General features: G+C 48.5%; 17 protein-coding genes and 1 tRNA gene. 4 read left to right on the top strand and 14 right to left on the bottom strand.

The annotated features are described in order from the left end of the window. Positions 1-343 precede the first annotated feature (343 nt). Entirely contained in the window at positions 344-808 is a 465-nt protein-coding gene (locus tag NC997_RS15795; RefSeq protein ID WP_190413324.1) for a hypothetical protein, read from the top strand. A 10-nt stretch (positions 809-818) separates the two neighbouring features. Further along, positions 819-1,376, top strand: coding sequence for a glutathione S-transferase family protein (locus tag NC997_RS15800; protein ID WP_190426881.1), 558 nt, complete (start codon positions 819-821; stop codon positions 1,374-1,376). A gap of 88 nt (positions 1,377-1,464) precedes the next feature. On the opposite strand, the gene NC997_RS15805 is transcribed toward NC997_RS15800, so the two are convergent. The 3 genes from NC997_RS15805 to NC997_RS15815 all read right to left on the bottom strand — a co-directional run bounded on the left by NC997_RS15805 (position 1,465) and on the right by NC997_RS15815 (position 3,529). After that, positions 1,465-1,602, bottom strand: coding sequence for a photosystem II reaction center protein K (locus NC997_RS15805; RefSeq protein ID WP_190413748.1), 138 nt, complete (start codon positions 1,600-1,602; stop codon positions 1,465-1,467). Between the two features lie 250 nt (positions 1,603-1,852). Further along, entirely contained in the window at positions 1,853-2,965 is a 1,113-nt protein-coding gene (gene tgt, locus NC997_RS15810; RefSeq protein WP_190432257.1) for a tRNA guanosine(34) transglycosylase Tgt, read from the bottom strand. A gap of 114 nt (positions 2,966-3,079) precedes the next feature. Then, positions 3,080-3,529: a hypothetical protein gene (locus tag NC997_RS15815; protein WP_190432259.1), complete on the bottom strand. Its 450-nt coding sequence runs from the start codon at positions 3,527-3,529 to the stop codon at positions 3,080-3,082. Between the two features lie 324 nt (positions 3,530-3,853). Between NC997_RS15815 and cobS the strand changes: the two genes are divergently transcribed. Next, entirely contained in the window at positions 3,854-4,654 is an 801-nt protein-coding gene (gene cobS, locus NC997_RS15820) for an adenosylcobinamide-GDP ribazoletransferase (protein WP_347276162.1), read from the top strand. Between the two features lie 891 nt (positions 4,655-5,545). Here the strand turns inward: cobS and NC997_RS15825 are convergent. The 3 genes from NC997_RS15825 to NC997_RS15835 form a co-directional block, all read right to left on the bottom strand. Further along, positions 5,546-5,617, bottom strand: a tRNA-Gly gene (locus NC997_RS15825). Positions 5,618-5,734: 117 nt separating this feature from the next. Then, positions 5,735-7,393 carry a DUF1565 domain-containing protein gene (locus NC997_RS15830; protein WP_190529939.1) on the bottom strand — a complete coding sequence of 553 codons (1,659 nt, stop codon included), beginning with the start codon at positions 7,391-7,393 and terminating at the stop codon, positions 5,735-5,737. Between the two features lie 87 nt (positions 7,394-7,480). Then, entirely contained in the window at positions 7,481-7,627 is a 147-nt protein-coding gene (locus tag NC997_RS15835; RefSeq protein WP_190427467.1) for a hypothetical protein, read from the bottom strand. Positions 7,628-7,797: 170 nt separating this feature from the next. On the opposite strand from NC997_RS15835, the gene NC997_RS15840 reads away from it, so the two are divergent. Next, on the top strand, positions 7,798-8,352 hold the full coding sequence (locus tag NC997_RS15840) for an alpha/beta hydrolase (RefSeq protein WP_190529941.1): 555 nt from the start codon (positions 7,798-7,800) through the stop codon (positions 8,350-8,352). 61 nt (positions 8,353-8,413) lie between these two features. On the opposite strand, the gene NC997_RS15845 is transcribed toward NC997_RS15840, so the two are convergent. The 8 genes from NC997_RS15845 to NC997_RS15880 form a co-directional block, all read right to left on the bottom strand. Beyond that, positions 8,414-8,620, bottom strand: a complete 207-nt coding sequence (locus NC997_RS15845; RefSeq protein WP_190413336.1) for a hypothetical protein — start codon at positions 8,618-8,620, stop codon at positions 8,414-8,416. A 337-nt stretch (positions 8,621-8,957) separates the two neighbouring features. Then, positions 8,958-9,623 carry a low-complexity tail membrane protein gene (locus tag NC997_RS15850; protein ID WP_190529943.1) on the bottom strand — a complete coding sequence of 222 codons (666 nt, stop codon included), beginning with the start codon at positions 9,621-9,623 and terminating at the stop codon, positions 8,958-8,960. Between the two features lie 112 nt (positions 9,624-9,735). After that, a complete protein-coding gene (gene infB / locus NC997_RS15855) occupies positions 9,736-12,798 on the bottom strand; it encodes a translation initiation factor IF-2 (protein WP_190529945.1) in 3,063 nt (1,020 codons plus the stop codon). Positions 12,799-13,073: 275 nt separating this feature from the next. Continuing rightward, positions 13,074-13,418, bottom strand: coding sequence for a YlxR family protein (locus NC997_RS15860; protein ID WP_190427456.1), 345 nt, complete (start codon positions 13,416-13,418; stop codon positions 13,074-13,076). Between the two features lie 49 nt (positions 13,419-13,467). Further along, entirely contained in the window at positions 13,468-14,796 is a 1,329-nt protein-coding gene (gene nusA, locus NC997_RS15865) for a transcription termination factor NusA (RefSeq protein WP_190529947.1), read from the bottom strand. Positions 14,797-14,914: 118 nt separating this feature from the next. After that, positions 14,915-15,376 (bottom strand): ribosome maturation factor RimP, encoded by a 462-nt coding sequence (gene rimP / locus NC997_RS15870; RefSeq protein WP_190413346.1) that lies wholly within the window; start codon positions 15,374-15,376, stop codon positions 14,915-14,917. 107 nt (positions 15,377-15,483) lie between these two features. Next, the gene (locus NC997_RS15875) at positions 15,484-15,702 is read right to left on the bottom strand and encodes a hypothetical protein (RefSeq protein WP_190413348.1); all 219 of its coding nucleotides are present in this window, start codon (positions 15,700-15,702) and stop codon (positions 15,484-15,486) included. Between the two features lie 291 nt (positions 15,703-15,993). Next, on the bottom strand, positions 15,994-17,409 hold the full coding sequence (locus tag NC997_RS15880) for a hypothetical protein (RefSeq protein ID WP_190529949.1): 1,416 nt from the start codon (positions 17,407-17,409) through the stop codon (positions 15,994-15,996). Positions 17,410-17,527: the final 118 nt, after the last annotated feature.

The following is a 17,527-nucleotide window of genomic DNA, read 5'->3' on the forward strand; positions in this document are numbered from 1 at the left end:
TTCAGTTCGGTTTGGATGTCCTTTAGGAAATCTACAGCCCCAATCCAGAGCATTACTGAAACTATCTGTAGAGACTCCCTAAATCTCGTATTTACCCGTCTAGGAGAACTGACGACTGTGAAGCTTGCAGGATTGGCATAGGAAAAAATTATGGATTTTGAGCGGGGGATGCGAGGGGTGAAAATCCTACAACCATGCAAAGGTGCAAAAGAGCAGGGAAAATTGAAGCGATGCTCCCCATTACACCTCTCCCCACTGCCCCAACTGAATGGATGCTGGTAGAATGCAAGCGATACTTACGCGCTCCCGTCGGTGTTTGGCAATCGTTCCTTAAAACGGTCTTATGACAACTGCAACTTCTTATCCCAATGCTCCCGATCTCAGCGAAAATGACTACCTGCTACTTGGCTTAGCCACTTGTTTCTTCAAGGAAGATGGCGAAGTCCAAGAAGTCAACATTATTGAACCCATCCCATCAGCTGCTCTGGAAGCACTTCTGAAAGGGATTCCGACCTCCTACAAGATGGCTGTTGCGACCACAATGGGTGCAGTGATCGTCGGCGATAACCTCTACAAGCCAGCAGATTTTCCAGAAGAGGCGCAATTTAGCGATGAGTTCACTTTTCGGGCGATCGCATCTGTTCGCACCTATAAGAACAAACCAGAGGCCAAATCTCATATTCCTCTGGGCACTACCCGCAATGACTTTAACTATTCCGTCGAACGCAAGCGAGTACTGAATGCTCAGCGCGTTGTCCGCAAAGAAGACAACGTGAAACAACACTCTCACACCCATAAAGTCCTTTAGGATATCTGCGATGTTGAAACTGTATGGCGGTGCCCGTAGTCGGGCATCCATTGTTAAGTGGTATCTTGAAGAGTTGGGCGTTCCTTACGAATTCGTCCAGCTCGATATGCAGGCAGGCGCTCATCTCCAACCAGAGTTTCTGGCAATTAACCCGATCGGAAAAGTCCCGGCAATTGTTGATGGAGATTTTAAACTCTGGGAGTCAGGGGCGATTCTGCTGTATCTCGCCCAAAAGTACGGCAAGATGCCAGCCACTCTGGAGGAACAAGCACAAACCACCCAATGGGTAATATTTGGCAATGCCACTTTGGGACCAGGGATTTTTGTGGAAGCAAGTCGGGAACGCGAAACGCCTAAGTTGCTGACACCGCTGAATGAAATTTTGGCAGGGCAACCATTTTTATTAGGCGAGGAACTAACGGTCGTCGATGTAGCAGTAGGGTCGATTCTGGCTTATATACCCATGATGCTGAAGCTCGACCTGAGCGAATATCCAGCAGTTGTTACCTATATCCAGCGACTCTCGGAACGTCCTGCCTTTCAGAAAGCAATGGGATCGCAGGGTTAAACAAGTTTTAGGAAGCGGCTTTGTGCCTACCCTGAATCCTAAAAGGGCACCCATGTGGGTGCCCTTTCAATTTTTTGGCAGTTCGGGTTTAGCGGAAACCCACAGATGCTTGCCAAACGAAAGCCAACAACAAGAAGAACACGGGGATGATCGGGAGAACGTCTACCAGGGGGTCAAAGAAGGAATAAGCTTCCGGCAGTTTTGCCAACAGCAGTGCTGCTTCCATATTTAAAATCCACCTTTCCAACACAGTTTTAAGAATTGACAAGTATCTTAACATGACTCGGCTGTTAGCTGGACGCGATTTCAGCCTACATGGAAAATTTACTTTTACTAAACGGTGGCGATCGCTCTTAACATCGCTCTTAACGATCCTCGATCGCTAAAATTCCCCAAAATTGCGATCGCTATCTCTAAAAAGGCCGACTCGATCCGAAAGACGTTTACGCTCATGCTTAAAGTTTTTTAATTTTTAATTATTCTGTTGGAGTGTCTAGCCAGTGACCAAATTCCGTGACAAAGCGATCGCCTAAAATTGCTTCCCGGATTCGTTGGGTAAACCGAATCAATTCAGTAATGTTGTGAATTGAGAGTAAGGTGTAACCGAGGATTTCTCGCGTTCGCACTAAATGACACAAGTAAGCGCGACTGAAGTTCTGGCAGGTGTAGCAAGGACAACTCGCATCCAGGGAACTGAAATCTTCTCTGTACTGAGCGTTTTTCAAATTCCAGCGTTCTCCCTGTACCATCACAGTACCGTGACGCGCCCAGCGAGTGGGTATCACACAGTCAAATAAATCGATACCCGCAGCGATCGCTTGTGCCATTTCTCGATAAGTGCCCACACCCATCAGGTAACGAGGCTTTTCGGCGGGTAACACTGGCGCAGTCGCCCGCACAATCTGGTGAATCAGTTCCGCCGGTTCTCCCACGCTGACGCCGCCAATCGCGTATCCTGGCAAATTTAACTCCGCTAATGACTCAGCAGCCGCAACTCGCAAATCCAGGTAAACGCCACCTTGAACAATCCCAAACAAAGCTTGCTCATTCGGACGTTGGTTAGCATTTATACATCGTTCCAGCCACCGATAAGTCCGCTCTGTTGCCGCCATGACTTCTGAGCGCTCCGCTGGATAAGGCGGACACTCATCAAATGCCATAATGACATCTGCTCCCAGTTCGTTCTGAATTTGGATTGACCGCTCCGGCGTTAGATGAATCATCCGCCCATCGCGGGGAGAGCGAAAAGTTACACCCTCTTCAGTAATTTTCCGCAACTCGCTCAAGCTAAACACCTGGAAGCCGCCAGAATCTGTCAGCATCGGCTTCTTCCAGCCCATAAAGCGGTGCAGCCCACCTGCACCCGCCACAATTGCTTCTCCAGGTTGCAAGTGGAGGTGAAAGGTATTCGCCAAAACCATTTGGGCACCCGTTGCCTCCAGCTGATCGATTGTCACAGATTTGACAGTCGCCAGCGTCCCTACCGGCATAAACTTAGGTGTTTCTACTAAGCCATGTGGTGTCAAAAAAGTCCCGGCTCGTGCCTGCGTATGGCGACAACGCGCCTGACATTGAAACGAAAATCCCACTTACTTTAGCTGCGAGTCCTACTAACAATAGTCTTTAGTCTTTAGTTTTTAGATGATTAGTCGATTTTTATTGACTAATGACTGATGACTAACGACTTCCTAACTAAAGATTACTTAGAATAAGCAATCGTCGTCGTCAAGTTGGACATCCCACTTAGCAGACAGAACTTGTGTCACCATTGCCTCTAAAGCAGCGGCGTTAATGATCGGCGTGCTTTGCTCTTGGAGTGGGCTAGAAAGTGGTATCAAACGTAACTGACGATGATCTTGAATCAAGTCAAAATAAGATTCCTGTTCGCTCGACTGGTGCAGTTGCAGATAATCAAAACTATGGACGTTAAGATAGATTGCCTGGTTAGCAATCATCGTAGACCGCTGTGGTTCAGCAAATACGTCCAGTACGCATCCTTCGCCCTCGCTCTGAACTTTGCCATCGAGGGTGTGGATGTAGCGAACGCGACCTAGATCGGTCAACAGTCGTCGCATATCTTGTTTATTAACAATAATGCCGCTGTCAATAATACATGGAGCCGGTAAGTGGGGCGGAGATTGGTCATAAGTCATGGGAACAGCCTCTGGTTCAAACAAGCCCGATCTTGCCTGGTCGCTGCGTAGATGCAACAGAATAATGCGATATACACTACTTAGGGAAGTAGGTAGCTTTCATAACCTAATGGTATACGCGCTTTGGGCAAGAATCCGAATCCTTACGGCATACGCATTCGACGGTTATGGCGAACGCGAACACTCAGCAAAGCGCGAGGAGCCTAACGGCATACGCCTATGGCAATCGGAACTGCTACGAGACAATCTTAGCCCAACATTTCTCCCCTGTTCATACGCTAATCTGCTGAATTTGTTATTGAAAAGTCATTAAGTTTGTTTGTGGTGCAAATTTTCTCATTTTGGAAAGGATTTCTGGGTGCGATCGCGTTTTACACCTGTATTCCGATTCCATCTGGATGGACATTAGAATTTCGCGGCATTGCGCGTTGGGCACCTTTGGTGGGTTTATTTATTGGAGGGTTACTCGCTCTTCTGGATACTTGTTTTCAACTGCTGGGTGTCCCAATGCTGACTCGCTCTGCAATGGTCGTTGTTGCTTGGATTGCCCTCACCGGGGGTCTGCATCTGGATGGGGCTATGGATACAGCAGATGGACTGGCAGTGCAGGATTTTTCTTCGGACAAGCTACGCGAACGGCAGCGGCGTCTAAAGGTGATGGCAGATAGCGTCATGGGTGCGTTTGGGGCGATGGCAGCGATCGCGCTGCTGTTATTAAAAACATCTGCTCTGAGTGATTTAGAATCTTATCGGTGGTCGGCGCTAATGGTAGCGGCTGGATGGGGGCGCTGGGGACAAGTAGTAGCGATCGCTTGCTATCCTTACCTCAAAGCGGAGGGTAAAGGTGCCTTCCATAAAGAATCCATTCGGACGCCTCAAGACATCCTGCTGGGATTGCTGGTGCTATTTGCCCTGATGGGATTACAGATCGTCCTATCGCCGACTCGGTGGCCCGCAGCGGTGGGAACAGCCGCCGCAGGATGCGCGATCGCGTTTTTAACAGGAGTCTGGTTTCACCGCCAGCTAGGCGGTCATACCGGCGATACCTACGGGGCAGTTGTAGAGTGGACAGAAGCTTTGTTATTGTGCGCGATCGCTAGCCTCTACTCTCACTTTTCGGGCTAAGTTCTCTGTCGCAAGTTGCCAAGCCTTACATAGAAATTCCAATTTCAGCCAACGGCGTCAGAAAACTTGAATCCCAATTGAGGTTTTTTTCGATATTCCAAGTCGCCTTGTAAAAATGCCTGCCACTGCCTCAACTGCCCAAGCCACTGCGAATCATTTCGGCAAATTGGATGATTTAGCCTTAACGACATCCCTAATTGTCAAAGCGACATTCATCTATCAACGACGACAATTAATGAGTCACTGTACACTAGGGGTGGTTTGAAAGTTATAAAGCTCTTCTGTTGCCTTAGCACTTTCCTTGGTTTCAACGACCATCCCAACTAGGGGTGGTTTGAAAGTCATCAAAGAAGTTCGCCAAGTTCAAAAAGGCGAAGTTTCAACGACCATCCCAACTAGGGGTGGTTTGAAAGACACCGAGTTAAAATGCCACTCCTCGCCCACACTCGAGTTTCAACGACCATCCCAACTAGGGGTGCTTTGAAAGTCTAAAGTGCCTTGGGTATAGGCAAGCTTTTCTTCTAGTTTCAACGACCATCACACCTAGGGGTGGGCTGAAAGGATGGTACAGTTGCGGGTTGGCAGCAACAGCCAGAAGTTTCAACGACCATCCCACCTAGGGGTGGGTTGATAATTTTTAATGCAACCATTCCTCTTCCTACTCATGGTTTTAACAACTATACTTAACAAAACTTACAAGTGCTAGAGTGGATTGAAAGGAACGTCAGCTTCCCAATCTGGCATTTTTTTGTTCAGGTGTTTTTATGCATCAAGACGACACTAATTTGTCACTACTACTTTAGCGACATTAATTTGTCACAACGACACACAATTAGTCACAACGACAGCAATCTGTCACTGATGACAATTAATTAGTCACTGTACAAGAAAAGCGGGTAATCGGACTCGAACCGACGACATTCACCTTGGGAAGGTGACGTTCTACCACTGAACTATACCCGCATTTTGAGGTTAACGATCAGCAGTCTACTGATGGTTAACTTTTATTATACGACCGATCGAGCGCCAGCATCCAGTAATTGGAAAACTGGCGCGATACATCTTAACGTTGAGTCGCGATTATGGAGCCTTGACTAGATAAGGTGAAGAAATCGCCTCAGCACGACCGGCATTCACCAGCGCCTGGTAGACAAAAGCGGCGACTTCAGCACGGGTGGCATCACGACTAGGATTGAGCTGAGCCAGTGTGGGATAGTTGACCACCAGCTGTTTCTGAGTTGCGCCAGCGATCGCTGTGCTGGCCCAGCTAGGAATCTGGGTGGCATCGTTGTAAACAGACAGTACATTTGTATCCTCAGAGCGCAACTTCAAACCACTCGCTAAAGAAACTAAAACCTGCACTCTGGGAATGCGCTGTTCGGCTCTAAAAACTTGACCCGGATACCCAGACAAAAAGCCTCCCCGGTAAGCGCTTTGAATCGCTTGATAAGCCCAATAATTAGTTTTGACATCGACAAAATTAATCCCAGGCTGTATCTGTGCTGGTGAAAAAGCCTTGTTGATAATCGCGGCAAACTGAGCGCGGGTGACAGGTTCGTTGGGGCGGAAAGTCCCATCAGGGAAACCAGCAATTACATCTTTAGCAACTAAAGCTTCGATATAGGCTTGCGCCCAGTTCCCTTGAACATCGGCAAAACCACCGCTAGGTATCGACGTCGCCACAAAATCCACGCGCCCGGAAATCTTCTTAGAATCAATATCGTTGCCGACCGCGATGATAGTATTCGTGCGCGTTAGGTTGGCAACATCGAAACGAACATTGTTGCGAATCCGATTTTGCCCAGGATTCTCTTGAGTCCCTAAATTGGGCTGGGCATCTCCGCTTGCTACGACTCCATACCGCGTGTTTGCCTCAATAATGTTGTTACGCAGGACTGGGGCAGCGGAGTTGGAGGCGACGATTCCATCAACGTTTTGGACAATGCGGTTGTCTGCGAGCAAAGGCGATGCCGTCTCAGTTAGGACAATCCCATTCCCCGTCTCTTGAAACAGATTGTTGCGGACTTCTCCTTGCGCTGTCTTAGCGACTGAAATGCCATTCCCCTTATTTCTGGTAAAGATATTGCTTTCAATTTTGGGGGTAGCTGTCCCGGTGACGAAAACTCCTTCCCGGTCGTTGCTCGAAAAGGTGTTGTTGCTGACTGTTGCATTGGTAGATTCAATCCACAGTCCAGTTCCCCGACGATTCGGGTTAGTGATGGTCAATCCTCTGACTTCACTGTCTTTCTCTGCTCGTATTGCAATGTTCTGACCGGAAAAGGTGGGACTAACATAGCCGCCGCCGCCAATAATCGCTACAGTCTGCCCTTTGCTTTGCTCATCGCCGCGCAAAATGACGCCTTGTTTGACAAGGAGGGGGAAAACTTCACCCGTATCAGCCGTGTAGGAACCTGGAGCTAATTGTACGACTGTGCCAGAGCGGGCTTGCTGGAGGGCGTAGGTGATAGTGCGATAGGGTGTGTTTTCACTGGTGCCAGCACTGGCAGTATCGTTGCCCGTGGATTGGTTGACGTAGACAACGTTCGCGCTTGCAGGAAGTTGAGCTATCTGCGTTGATGGCGGGGTAAGGGTAGCCGCAGGAAGTGCCATGACCCCGCCAGACCAAAGTAACAAAGCGCTTAGCAGGGACGCCCGGACGGGTACGACACCAGCGAAACGTTTGGCGAAACGGATGCTAGAAGAATGGGAGAAACGATCGGGAAAACCCTGGGGTGTCATACGTTTGATGCTTTTGATGTGCATTATTAACTGTACGATTTAGTAACTTAGAGACTCACCAATTGGGATATTTTTTTACGCTGGAAGCTATACATACTTGGTGTATGCACTTGCGTCGCTAATATTAATATTCACAATTACGTTTGATGACAAGTTGCGAATATTATCAGTTCCCAACATGGCAACTTGCCCCTGCAAAGAAAATTCAGGCGATGTAAACCCTGAAATGCTCATAGGGCTGAGGTTTTATAAATTTAAGAGCGTTGGCTTAGGCTAATCCAGGCGAGAGGGATGATTCAAAAGCAGTTGTTACTTGAGCAGGAGGATGCAACCCATCGGCATCCAGTATCGTCAAAGTAGAGATAGCACAGTTGTGCTATCTCTAAGCTGTTTTCAGGTTCCTTATGCGCTCTCTACTGCTGCGATCGCTACCTTTCGTGTTCTCTTTAGCCGCCGCTACGGGTATTTTGTTTAGCCCCTCTCGTGCGGATGCTGCCAATACAGTCGTGCTGAAGTACCGCTTTCTAAGGGAATCGGTATCTGTTCCCGAACTCACAACTTTTGCTGAAACGGGTGAACTTTCGCCAGCGCTACGTGCTTATTTGGCTATGGCAGGAAGAAAACCTGAGGATTTGCGAAAAACCCTAACGCAAGAAGTTAAGGTGAATGCCCTCATTTTAGATCGGGTACTCAATAACCAGATTGGGGAATTAGTCTTGGGTCAAGTCAGTGACGTGGTTCATACTCCCGGAAATGGCGCAAACATTCAGTCTTTGCGAGGAGCTGTGATGAGTTCAGCGCTTCCAGACAATCAGATTACCTTGATTGAAATTTTAGAAAATTACCCAACCTCAGAAGTTCATGTGGAGGGCGATCGCCTTGCTGAGGTTTTTGGCAAACTCAAGCGATTGGGACAGGGATTGCCCAATCTAAGTGATTTAATCAGGCTTGGTCAGTAGCGGTTGGTGATCAGTCATTCGTTCCTCACTACTAAACGAATGACTGATGCCAAATGAATGACTAATAAGCAAGGGTTTCTAGGGTTTCGCGCAGATACCGGCGAACCCGATAATCAAGGTTGAACTCCTGAAGGCGGTCGTTATCCAACGGGTGTTCTATCTCCCAGCGCTGAAACCCAGAACTGGATGCGATCGCTTGTTTGAGGCTTTCCCAGATTTTGGTATTGCCGGAGAATTGGCTGGTTGATGAAGCAGGAAACCTGATCATATGCACCTTAAATTAAGGGAACAAGGAGTTTTCAGCTATCAGCCTTCAGCAATTCTATTTTAGATTTTGATTTTAGATTATGGATTGACAACCCACTCTAAAATCTAATCTCTAAATCTAATCTTTAAAATTGACTGCCCGCTGATGACTATTTAACAAATTTCTATGTCTATTCTTAGGATAACGCAGTTAGGTTGGGGGGATTTGTGCTGTCAGTAACATCTTGCTAGTCAACCAGCCAAAACTTTTTGGGGTACGCCAGTTGCTGAAAGCTTTTCTACATAGACACCCATGTGCTGAAAAACCAAGAACCTTGAAGAAAAATCTCTTTTTTAGATTAGTCGGAGGACGCTGGGGCTTCTATTCCTGCATTTATTGGTTCTACAGAGTTGGCTGATATCGCCGATGTCTCGGAAATTTCCGAAGGTAAGATTTGATTTACCTGTAGTCCCGGAATTGTAAATTGTTGCGGAATTTCTTCTGCTGAACAGGGTTGCGTAGCAGAAAATGCCGCTTCGTTAGTCAAAAGGACTCGCGCCACGCTCAGCGGTATCTGCAAGAACAAATTGCTTGCCAGAAATGCCAGTGACGCTACTAGCAGTCCAGCGAACCGCCACTCTGGGGGAAGTGGTGTAACAGTTGCCGCTAGGGGTGCTGCTTGATAGATTAGCCACAATACCCACAGCATGAAACCAGCTGCCAGAACGGCTAATAATTGGTTCGTAGGGGACTTGAACTGTGACAACAGGCGTCGCTGGTTAAGCGTCAGTTGACTTGGCTTCAAGGCCACTGCCAGGATGCTAAAAATGTTAAAAGGACGGCTCAACTGCATCCACAGTATGGGTGCAATACCTACAGTGGCAACCAAAAAAAGTTCCAACCACACCGGCAACACGGGATCGCCAACTGCCAAACCCAGCCAGCATAGTTCCAACCAAATGGGAACTGTCGCCAGACCAGCAAGATGAATCCACAAGAACGGTTCCAACCAAAAAGAGCGCATATTACAAGTAGTAAAAAGGCAAAAAGCAAAATAAAAGGCAAAAGTCAGAAGAAAGGCAAAGGAGATTATTTCCTTTTTTCTTTCTTTTGACTTTTGCCTTTTGACTTTTGCCTTAATTTGGCGAGAGGGTACGGCGCTTGCTAACCATTTGGTAAGCTTCGATAATGTCGCCTTCTACCCAGGCATTGAAACGATCGACTCCGATGCCGCATTCGTATCCAGCATTGACTTCCTTGGCATCTTCTTTCATCCGCTTGAGGGAATCTAAGACGCCATCATGAACTATCTGACTGTTGCGGCGCACCCGCACTCGGCAGTTACGAACCACTTTACCCGACAGCACATAGCAACCAGCGACGGAGCCACGACCGACTGGGAAGACAGCCCGGACTTCGACTTGACCCAGAGGCTCTTCCACCTGCTCCGGTTCTAGCAGACCTTCCATTGCACCTTGAATATCATCTAGCAGTTTGTAGATGATGTTGTATTCGCGCACATCGACTCCTGCTTGATCCGCTGCTTGCCGCGCACCACTGGCAAGGGTGGTATTAAATCCAACAATTACAGCGCCACTGGCAGCCGCTAAGTCAACGTCTGTCTCGGTGACTTCTCCAGGAGCCGCTAACAGCACCCGAACTTGTACCTCATTTTGTGGCAGCTGTCCGAGCGCGCCCAGAAGAGCTTCTACGGAACCTTGAACGTCTGCCTTCAGAATCAAGTTGAGTTCTTTGAGATCGCCTTCCTGCGCTTGAGCTGAGAGGGTATTCAAAGTGACTCGGCGGGATGCCATGACCTGTTGCAGGCGTGACTGGCGTTGCTCGTCGGCTCTGACACTTGCGATCGCGCGACCTTCTTTTTCGTTTGGATAGACTTCAAACTCATCGCCAGCCGCTGGGACATCGCTCAAGCCCAACACTTCCACCGCGAACGATGGTGCCGCTGCCGTTACCCGATCTCCCCGGTCGTCGATCATCGCCCGGACTTTGCCCAATACTGAGCCAACTACCAGGACATCACCAACTCGCAACGTACCATTTTGCACCAGCAAGGTAGCAACTGGGCCTCTCGACTTATCTAGATTGGCTTCAATTACCGTACCCTTAGCTGCGCGGTCTGGGTTTGCAGAGAGTTCTAAAACTTCGGCCTGGATCAAAATCATTTCCAGCAGGGTATCCAAGTTTTCCCCTTTGATGGCGCTCACGGGAACCATGATGGTATCGCCGCCCCATTCTTCGGGTTGCAGACCGTACTGGGTCAACTCTTGCTTCACACGGTCTTGCTGGGCATCCGGTTTATCAACTTTGTTGATCGCCACGACAATTGGCACCTCAGCAGCTTTCGCGTGGCTGATTGCTTCAATTGTCTGGGGTTGGACGCCATCATCGGCTGCAACCACCAGAATAGCGATGTCGGTGACTCGCGTTCCCCTCGCCCGCATTGCTGTAAAGGCTTCGTGACCGGGGGTGTCTAGGAACACAACTTGCTGAGTTTTTCCTTCATATTCCACATCCACATGGTAGGCACCGATGTGCTGAGTAATTCCCCCAGCTTCTCCCTGCGCTACCTTGGTTTTGCGGATGGAATCGAGCAGAGTTGTTTTCCCGTGGTCTACGTGACCCATAATCGTCACCACTGGCGGACGGCGTTGCAGGTGATCGAGGTCTTCCTCTGTCACCATCTCCGTTACTTTTGTCGCCGCAGCTTGTTCTTCTTGCGTCTCCACTTCTACGCCCAGTTCTTTCGCCACCATTGTGATGGTTGGGATATCTAGGGTTTGGGTGATATTAATCGCAAAGCCTTTAAAGAACAGAGTTTTGATAATCTCTGTTTCCTGAACTGCTAAGGCCGTAGCAAGTTCTTGAACGGTCATACTGCCCGTTAACACCAGATTTTCCGGACGTTCTGCTTTAGCAGCAGGTTCGCGACGGCGATCGCGATCGTTGCTTTGCCCTTCGCCGCGCTGCATTTGAGGCTTCCGCTTCTCTCTTTCCGCTGCCACCACGACTGGGCTGGCTGGACGAGCTTTCTGCTGCTTGGGAGGACGAGCCACAGATAGACTCACCTGTAATGCTGCTGGCAATTCCTCTAAATCCGTGTCAAAGTCTTCGTCGTCATCAATGAGGGGTTGAACCCGACGCTTGGCTTTAGCACCTGCCTTGCCTGCTTTATCTGGGTTTTCTTCTTCCTCATCTTCCCACTCAGGTTTTCGCTTATTGGGACCGACGAGACGGGGGGGATTCGGTTTTCTTGCCTCTTCTCCCAGAGTATCGGGCGTTCCCAAACCTTCATCATTTTCGTCCCGTAGTAGCTTCGAGCGACTGGAACCAGGTTCTAGTTGCGTGTCACCAGCACCGCCTGGGCGTCTACCAACAGGCATGGAAGGTCGCACTGGCCTTTGGGGGGGCGAGTGCAGTTCTGGAACTCGTGGTGGAGCCGGGGCAGCAGGTCGCTCCGTTCTGACGGGGGCCGGAGGAGCCGAGGCGTTAGTTCTTTCGGGTGCCCCGCTCGCTGGTCCTACTCTTTGGGGTGCGCTGACAGGCGAGCTAGTAGCTGTTTCTACCTTGGCACGTTTTAATACAGGCCGCTCCACATTACTTGGCGCAGGACGCTCCCCTGCTTGTCGCATGGGAGGTTCAACCAGATGGGGAGCTGGTTCAACAGCTTTCGGAGCTGGAATAGGAGGAGCCTCTACTGGGTCTACCTGTAGTTTTTCTGCTTCTACTACTTCTACTACAGGAGGATTATCCCGCTGGCTAGGACGCACTGGTTTATTCAGACTTGTCGGCTTCATGGGTGATGGCGTCTGCTGTCTTACTGGTGGTTGGGGAGGAATCGCGACCTGTTCTCCCGGCTGTTGTGGTGCGTTAGAACCAGACCCAGATTTATGCTGACGAATCTCCAGAATTTGCGGCTTGTTTTCTAGCCGGGGTCGCACCGATTGAGCGGCTGGCGGTGCTGTTTTACGTTGATCCATTGGAGCCCGCGCACGTGAAGCTGGTCGGGCTGCTGCCTGTTTTTCTGCCGCCGAGCGAATACTCTCCGCCTCCGATTCAGTTATTGTGCTGCTGTGGCTCTTGACTGCAATATTGAGCCGCTCACAAATTCCTAGAATATCCTTATTCTCCAAATCCAATTCCCGCGATAACTCGTAAATTCTTACTTTGCCGTTGTTCATCCAGTCTTTCCCCTCGAATCCTACCAGTTTTTACACCATAACCATCTGCTTGAACGACAACTTGTTGATCATTTGCTTACTGCCTAATGGGTGTGAAGCTTTAACTTGCTGCCTATACTTCTACTAATGATATCCAAGCTACTTATGGGAAGTCTGTTTATCACCAAGTAAATTCCCTATCCCTAAGGATAGTGAAACACTTCTATTTCTAATTTTGCACAAATCTTTACAATTTGGGGCACGTCGCTTTTTTTGGGCTTCTTTCCTACAATATCTCATTCGGACGGCTGTTTTAGGTCTGATGCGGATGGGAGGCAACGTTCTTGAGGGCTGGATTCGCTTCTTGACAAGGAGCGATCGCAGCCTTCAAGTTTAGTAGCTAGGCGCTGCCACAGGGTTTGGTACAGTGCTTCTGGAACAGGTACTTTGAGCACTCTGCCCAGCCTATTTTTTTTTTGAGCTGCTACCAGACAACTTTCTTGGGGACAAAGATAGGCAGATCGCCCCATCCCCCGATCTAATTGTAACTGCTGGGACGGATAGACTCTGACAATTCGCCAAAACGCCGATTTTGGCGCGACTTGGCGGCAACTCACACAACGGCGGTAGTTTGGTTCCATCTCAAGCAATGGGGAGTGTAGATTTTGGATTGAAGATTTAATCTCAAATCTAAACTTCCGTGGTTTCCACCTCATCTACATCTACATCATCAAAATCGTCACCGTTCTGCTGCCAGCTAGAAACTGCTGCCGGTCTTTCCAGTTCTTCGAGTTCATCGTCGGCTTCGTCATATTCAGCTTCTTCTTGGGCTTGCCGAGCGGCTGCGATCGCTGCCATGTTCCGAGATTCCGCTTCGTAATCGTACTTGGCAATATCTTTAATATCTATTTTCCAACCAGTCAGGCGGGCTGCTAGACGGACATTCTGGCCTTCTTTACCAATCGCCAAACTTAATTGATCCTCCGCTACCAAAACATGAGCCTGACGAGCATCTGGGTTAATCAGACGCACCTCATCCACTCGTGCGGGCGAGAGAGCATTGGAAATATAAGTAGATGGGTCGGGCGACCAACGAATTACATCAATTTTTTCGCCACGTAATTCATTCACTACCACTTGAATCCGCGATCCTCTGGCACCAATACAAGCTCCGACGGGGTCCACATCGCGCTCCAGGGTATCGACCGCGATTTTAGTTCGCGGGCCAACGTGACGAGACGGAGGATTTGCTTCCCGCGCCACTGCTACAATCCGCACCACCTCATCCTCAATCTCTGGGACTTCGTTGGCAAAGAGATAAACGACTAAACCTGCGGCAGCTCTAGACACTAGCAATTGTGGCCCCCGCGCTGGGCCTTCGCGTACTTTTTTGAGAAATACCTTGAAGGTTGCATTGGCACGGTAATTGTCGTTGGGTAGCTGTTCCCGTTTCGGTAAGTCGGCTTCTACTTCTGGCTGACTAAACCCACTACTGACAGCTAGAATCACGGATTGCCGCTCAAATCTCAGTACCCGCGCCTGCAAAACGGTTCCTTCCAGTTCTTGGAACTCTTCTGCGACGAGTTTGCGCTGCTGATCTCGCAGTTTTTGCGATAGCACTTGCTTGGTCTGAATTGCTGCCATGCGACCGAACTCAGTTTGATCGGGGGTCACATCTAAAACCACCGTGTCGCCAATCGCTGCTTCAGGCGCGACTTTCTGCACTTCTTCTAGACCAATTTCATGATCGCCACTACTCACCTTTTCAACGATGGTCTTGGTCGCCAAAACGCGGAAGCCTTCTTCTCCTTCTTGTTCTAGGTCGAGTTCGACTTCAAAGTTTTGAAAGTACTCTTCATCAAAATGATGTTTGTCGAGGTTCTGGGTACGACGATATCGCTCGTATCCTTTCAATAAAGCTTCTCGTAGGGCTGCTTGTACGGCACTTTTGGGTAAATTGCGCTCTACACTAATTTTATCGATTAGCTCTTTAAGTCCGCGTAGACTAACCATTGACATAAAAAAACCTCGCTAATTGCTATTGGTAATTGGTAACTGGTAATTGGTAATCGGTCAGTGGTCAAGTGGCAACTTCCTTGCGAACCACTGACGACTAACTACTAAGCTGACAGCTCAATTACCGTTTTTCATCCAGCTGCACTCGGCTGACCATTTGGCGGGGAATGGCGATCGCTCGACCTTTCTGGTTGAGGTAAACACCCTCTTCATCCCGACGAATCAGTTGCCCTGTCCACTCTTGCTGACCTTCGTAGGGTTCGGATGTGGTGACAATTACGGGAAATCCCTTGAAGGAGATGAATTCCCGATCTGTCGTCAACTGACGCGAAATACCGGGACTAGAAATTTCCAGGACATAGGCATCAGGAATGAAATCCGCTGCATCCAAAGCAGCCTCCAATGCCCGACTCATTCGTTCGCAGTCATCCAGCCCTGTGTCAGCGTTGCAATTCCGGATGTCCACGCGTAGCACGGGTGGGCGTTGGTTGGTGTGAAAAACCGCCCCGACTACTTCCAAGTCCAAGGCTTCTGCCACTGGCGCTGCTAAATCAATAATTTGTGGAATCAGGGGATGAGTCATTGGAAAACTCCAATAAAAAAAGTGGGTGCTGCCCCACTTCCTGCGAACACTATATTCCAAGAAGTCTCTGGACGAATCCTGATGGATTCGCCTTCCTAACTTTGAGTTTAACTCAAGCGGTATGCCAGTGGCGAGTCGTCAACCGAGCGCTGAGGGAAGATAAGAAAAAAGAGATAGGCACCGATGCTCGGTGCCTGAAGGGCTAGGAAAATTGGACTGAGGATTATTAACGTAGGCGCGTGCAAGCGCGGGATGAAGACTCTGTAGAAGAACAATTTTTCTTCTGGGTGGCGGCGCGATCGCGATCGGAAACTCTCTAGAAACATCTATGAAAGAAATGCTAGAAATTGAGATTGGTAGAGAATGTCTGAAAAATTGGTTATGACACTCCTTATCTATCGGGAATTTGGCGTTTTTGCGACAATCTATCAAAATTTGTGGCAGGTAGTTTACTAAATAAATAATCCTTCCCAGATGCCAATACTACTGTTCAAACATCTTCGTATCCAAGCTCAACAGTCTCGGTCTTGTCCTAGCACAAGCCAAGACTAAATTTGAATCCTAAATAAGGAGTTCAAGTTAGAGATTGACATCAGCAATTGACATACAAATTCAAATTATTGCTTGACAATCTGACGGATCGCCCGTGTTTCTTCTAACACTTGCTCCAAATCTTGCTCGGACAAGCGTTGGACGTAGTTGAGTTTCATTTCCTCCAACATATCGAAAAGTAAAGATTGAATTTTCTGAGCAGTCTGCTGTCTTTGCACCTCCGATCCTAAGGCTTCAGTGAAGTGTTCTATCAGGTGTTTGGAAAGTTCTGCGCCAACCGGATCGTCTTCCAGAGAGGCGGTGAGGGTGTTGTAGGCTGCAAGTGAGATTTCTTTGACCAGTTTTTCAGTTATCTGTGTGGGGATAGTACCCACTCCAGGTACTTGTTGGAGTCCCCGATAGAGGGGAGATTGGCTGAGAATTTTTTCAATGTTGTGCTGTAGAATTGCCTCTAGATCTGGCTGAATTTTTGGTAACACTTGATTGACAGTTACTTTCATCAGTAAAGTAGCGATCGCTTCTACTTCATTAACATTGTTAATGTCAACATAAGGACGAGCCTCCCGTCCTGATAACCACCGAGTCAGTTCTCCGCCACGAATCGACCCTTGTAGCTGGTTGATTACCCGGATCACAATAACTTCTGCCAATTCTTCTGCAAAGTTTGCCGCAAATCCTCGGTTAATTTGCACCCGGATTGATTCTAAATTTAATAATTGTGCTTGGTGTAGGCGCATGAAAACTGAAATGACGCGCAGCCACCGCCAAAAAGGTAGCAGCAAGAAAATATCATACCAGCGCCACATCATTGCTTCGAGCCAAGTGAGGCTATGGTGACGTCGGTGGATATAGTAGGTACGAAGTAGAAACTCAATGCCAAAGGAAATGATAAACCAGAGATCGATTTTCCAGAAGTAGTCAACGAAATTACCTGTTTCCCCAACTGGGCGAAAATAATTTCTTGCCATCAAAGGCTGAATTTCTTGGTTATAAAAGGTAATTTCTTTTTCCACGCCAGCTTGGGATAAATAAGGCAGACTCCAAAAGGTGCTAAAAGATTGTTTGGCAGAGACATTGCCAACGCGCTGACGCATCCGATTTTTGATTTTTTCCAGAGTCCCTGTCTTATTCGCCTCTGCAAACGGGTTTGTCTCAATCATTTCCACACTTTGTTGGCGCAGTTCCTCCAGTAAAGTTGCCACCTCTGGCGACTGCAATCCTTCTGTCTGTTGCAGCTGTGCTTTGAGTTTTTCTACTGTCTCTAGGTACTGCTGGGTTTCTCGATGGGGTTCAATACCTTTGATGGGGTCATAGATTCGGGTAATGCTGCGAAATTCCCGCAGGTAGAAATCGCGCAGCGGAATGTAAGTTAAGTCGAACAGCGCTAAGCCCAAGTTAGCCACTGCCAAAAGTGCCATCACACGTTCAAACCACAAGTTCCGGCGGGATTGGGGAGTCTTTGCCAATTTTTGAGGTGACATGGAAAGGAAGATGAGGTAATTGGTAATCGGGAATCGGTAATGGAAAAAAAGGGAATGGCGAAAAAGCTGCTACCTACTACCTAGCTAGCATCCATCACAATTTTCAATTACCAATTAT

It is taken from the genome of Trichocoleus sp. DQ-A2, assembly GCF_039961915.1.
Lineage (GTDB): Bacteria > Cyanobacteriota > Cyanobacteriia > Cyanobacteriales > FACHB-T130 > FACHB-T130.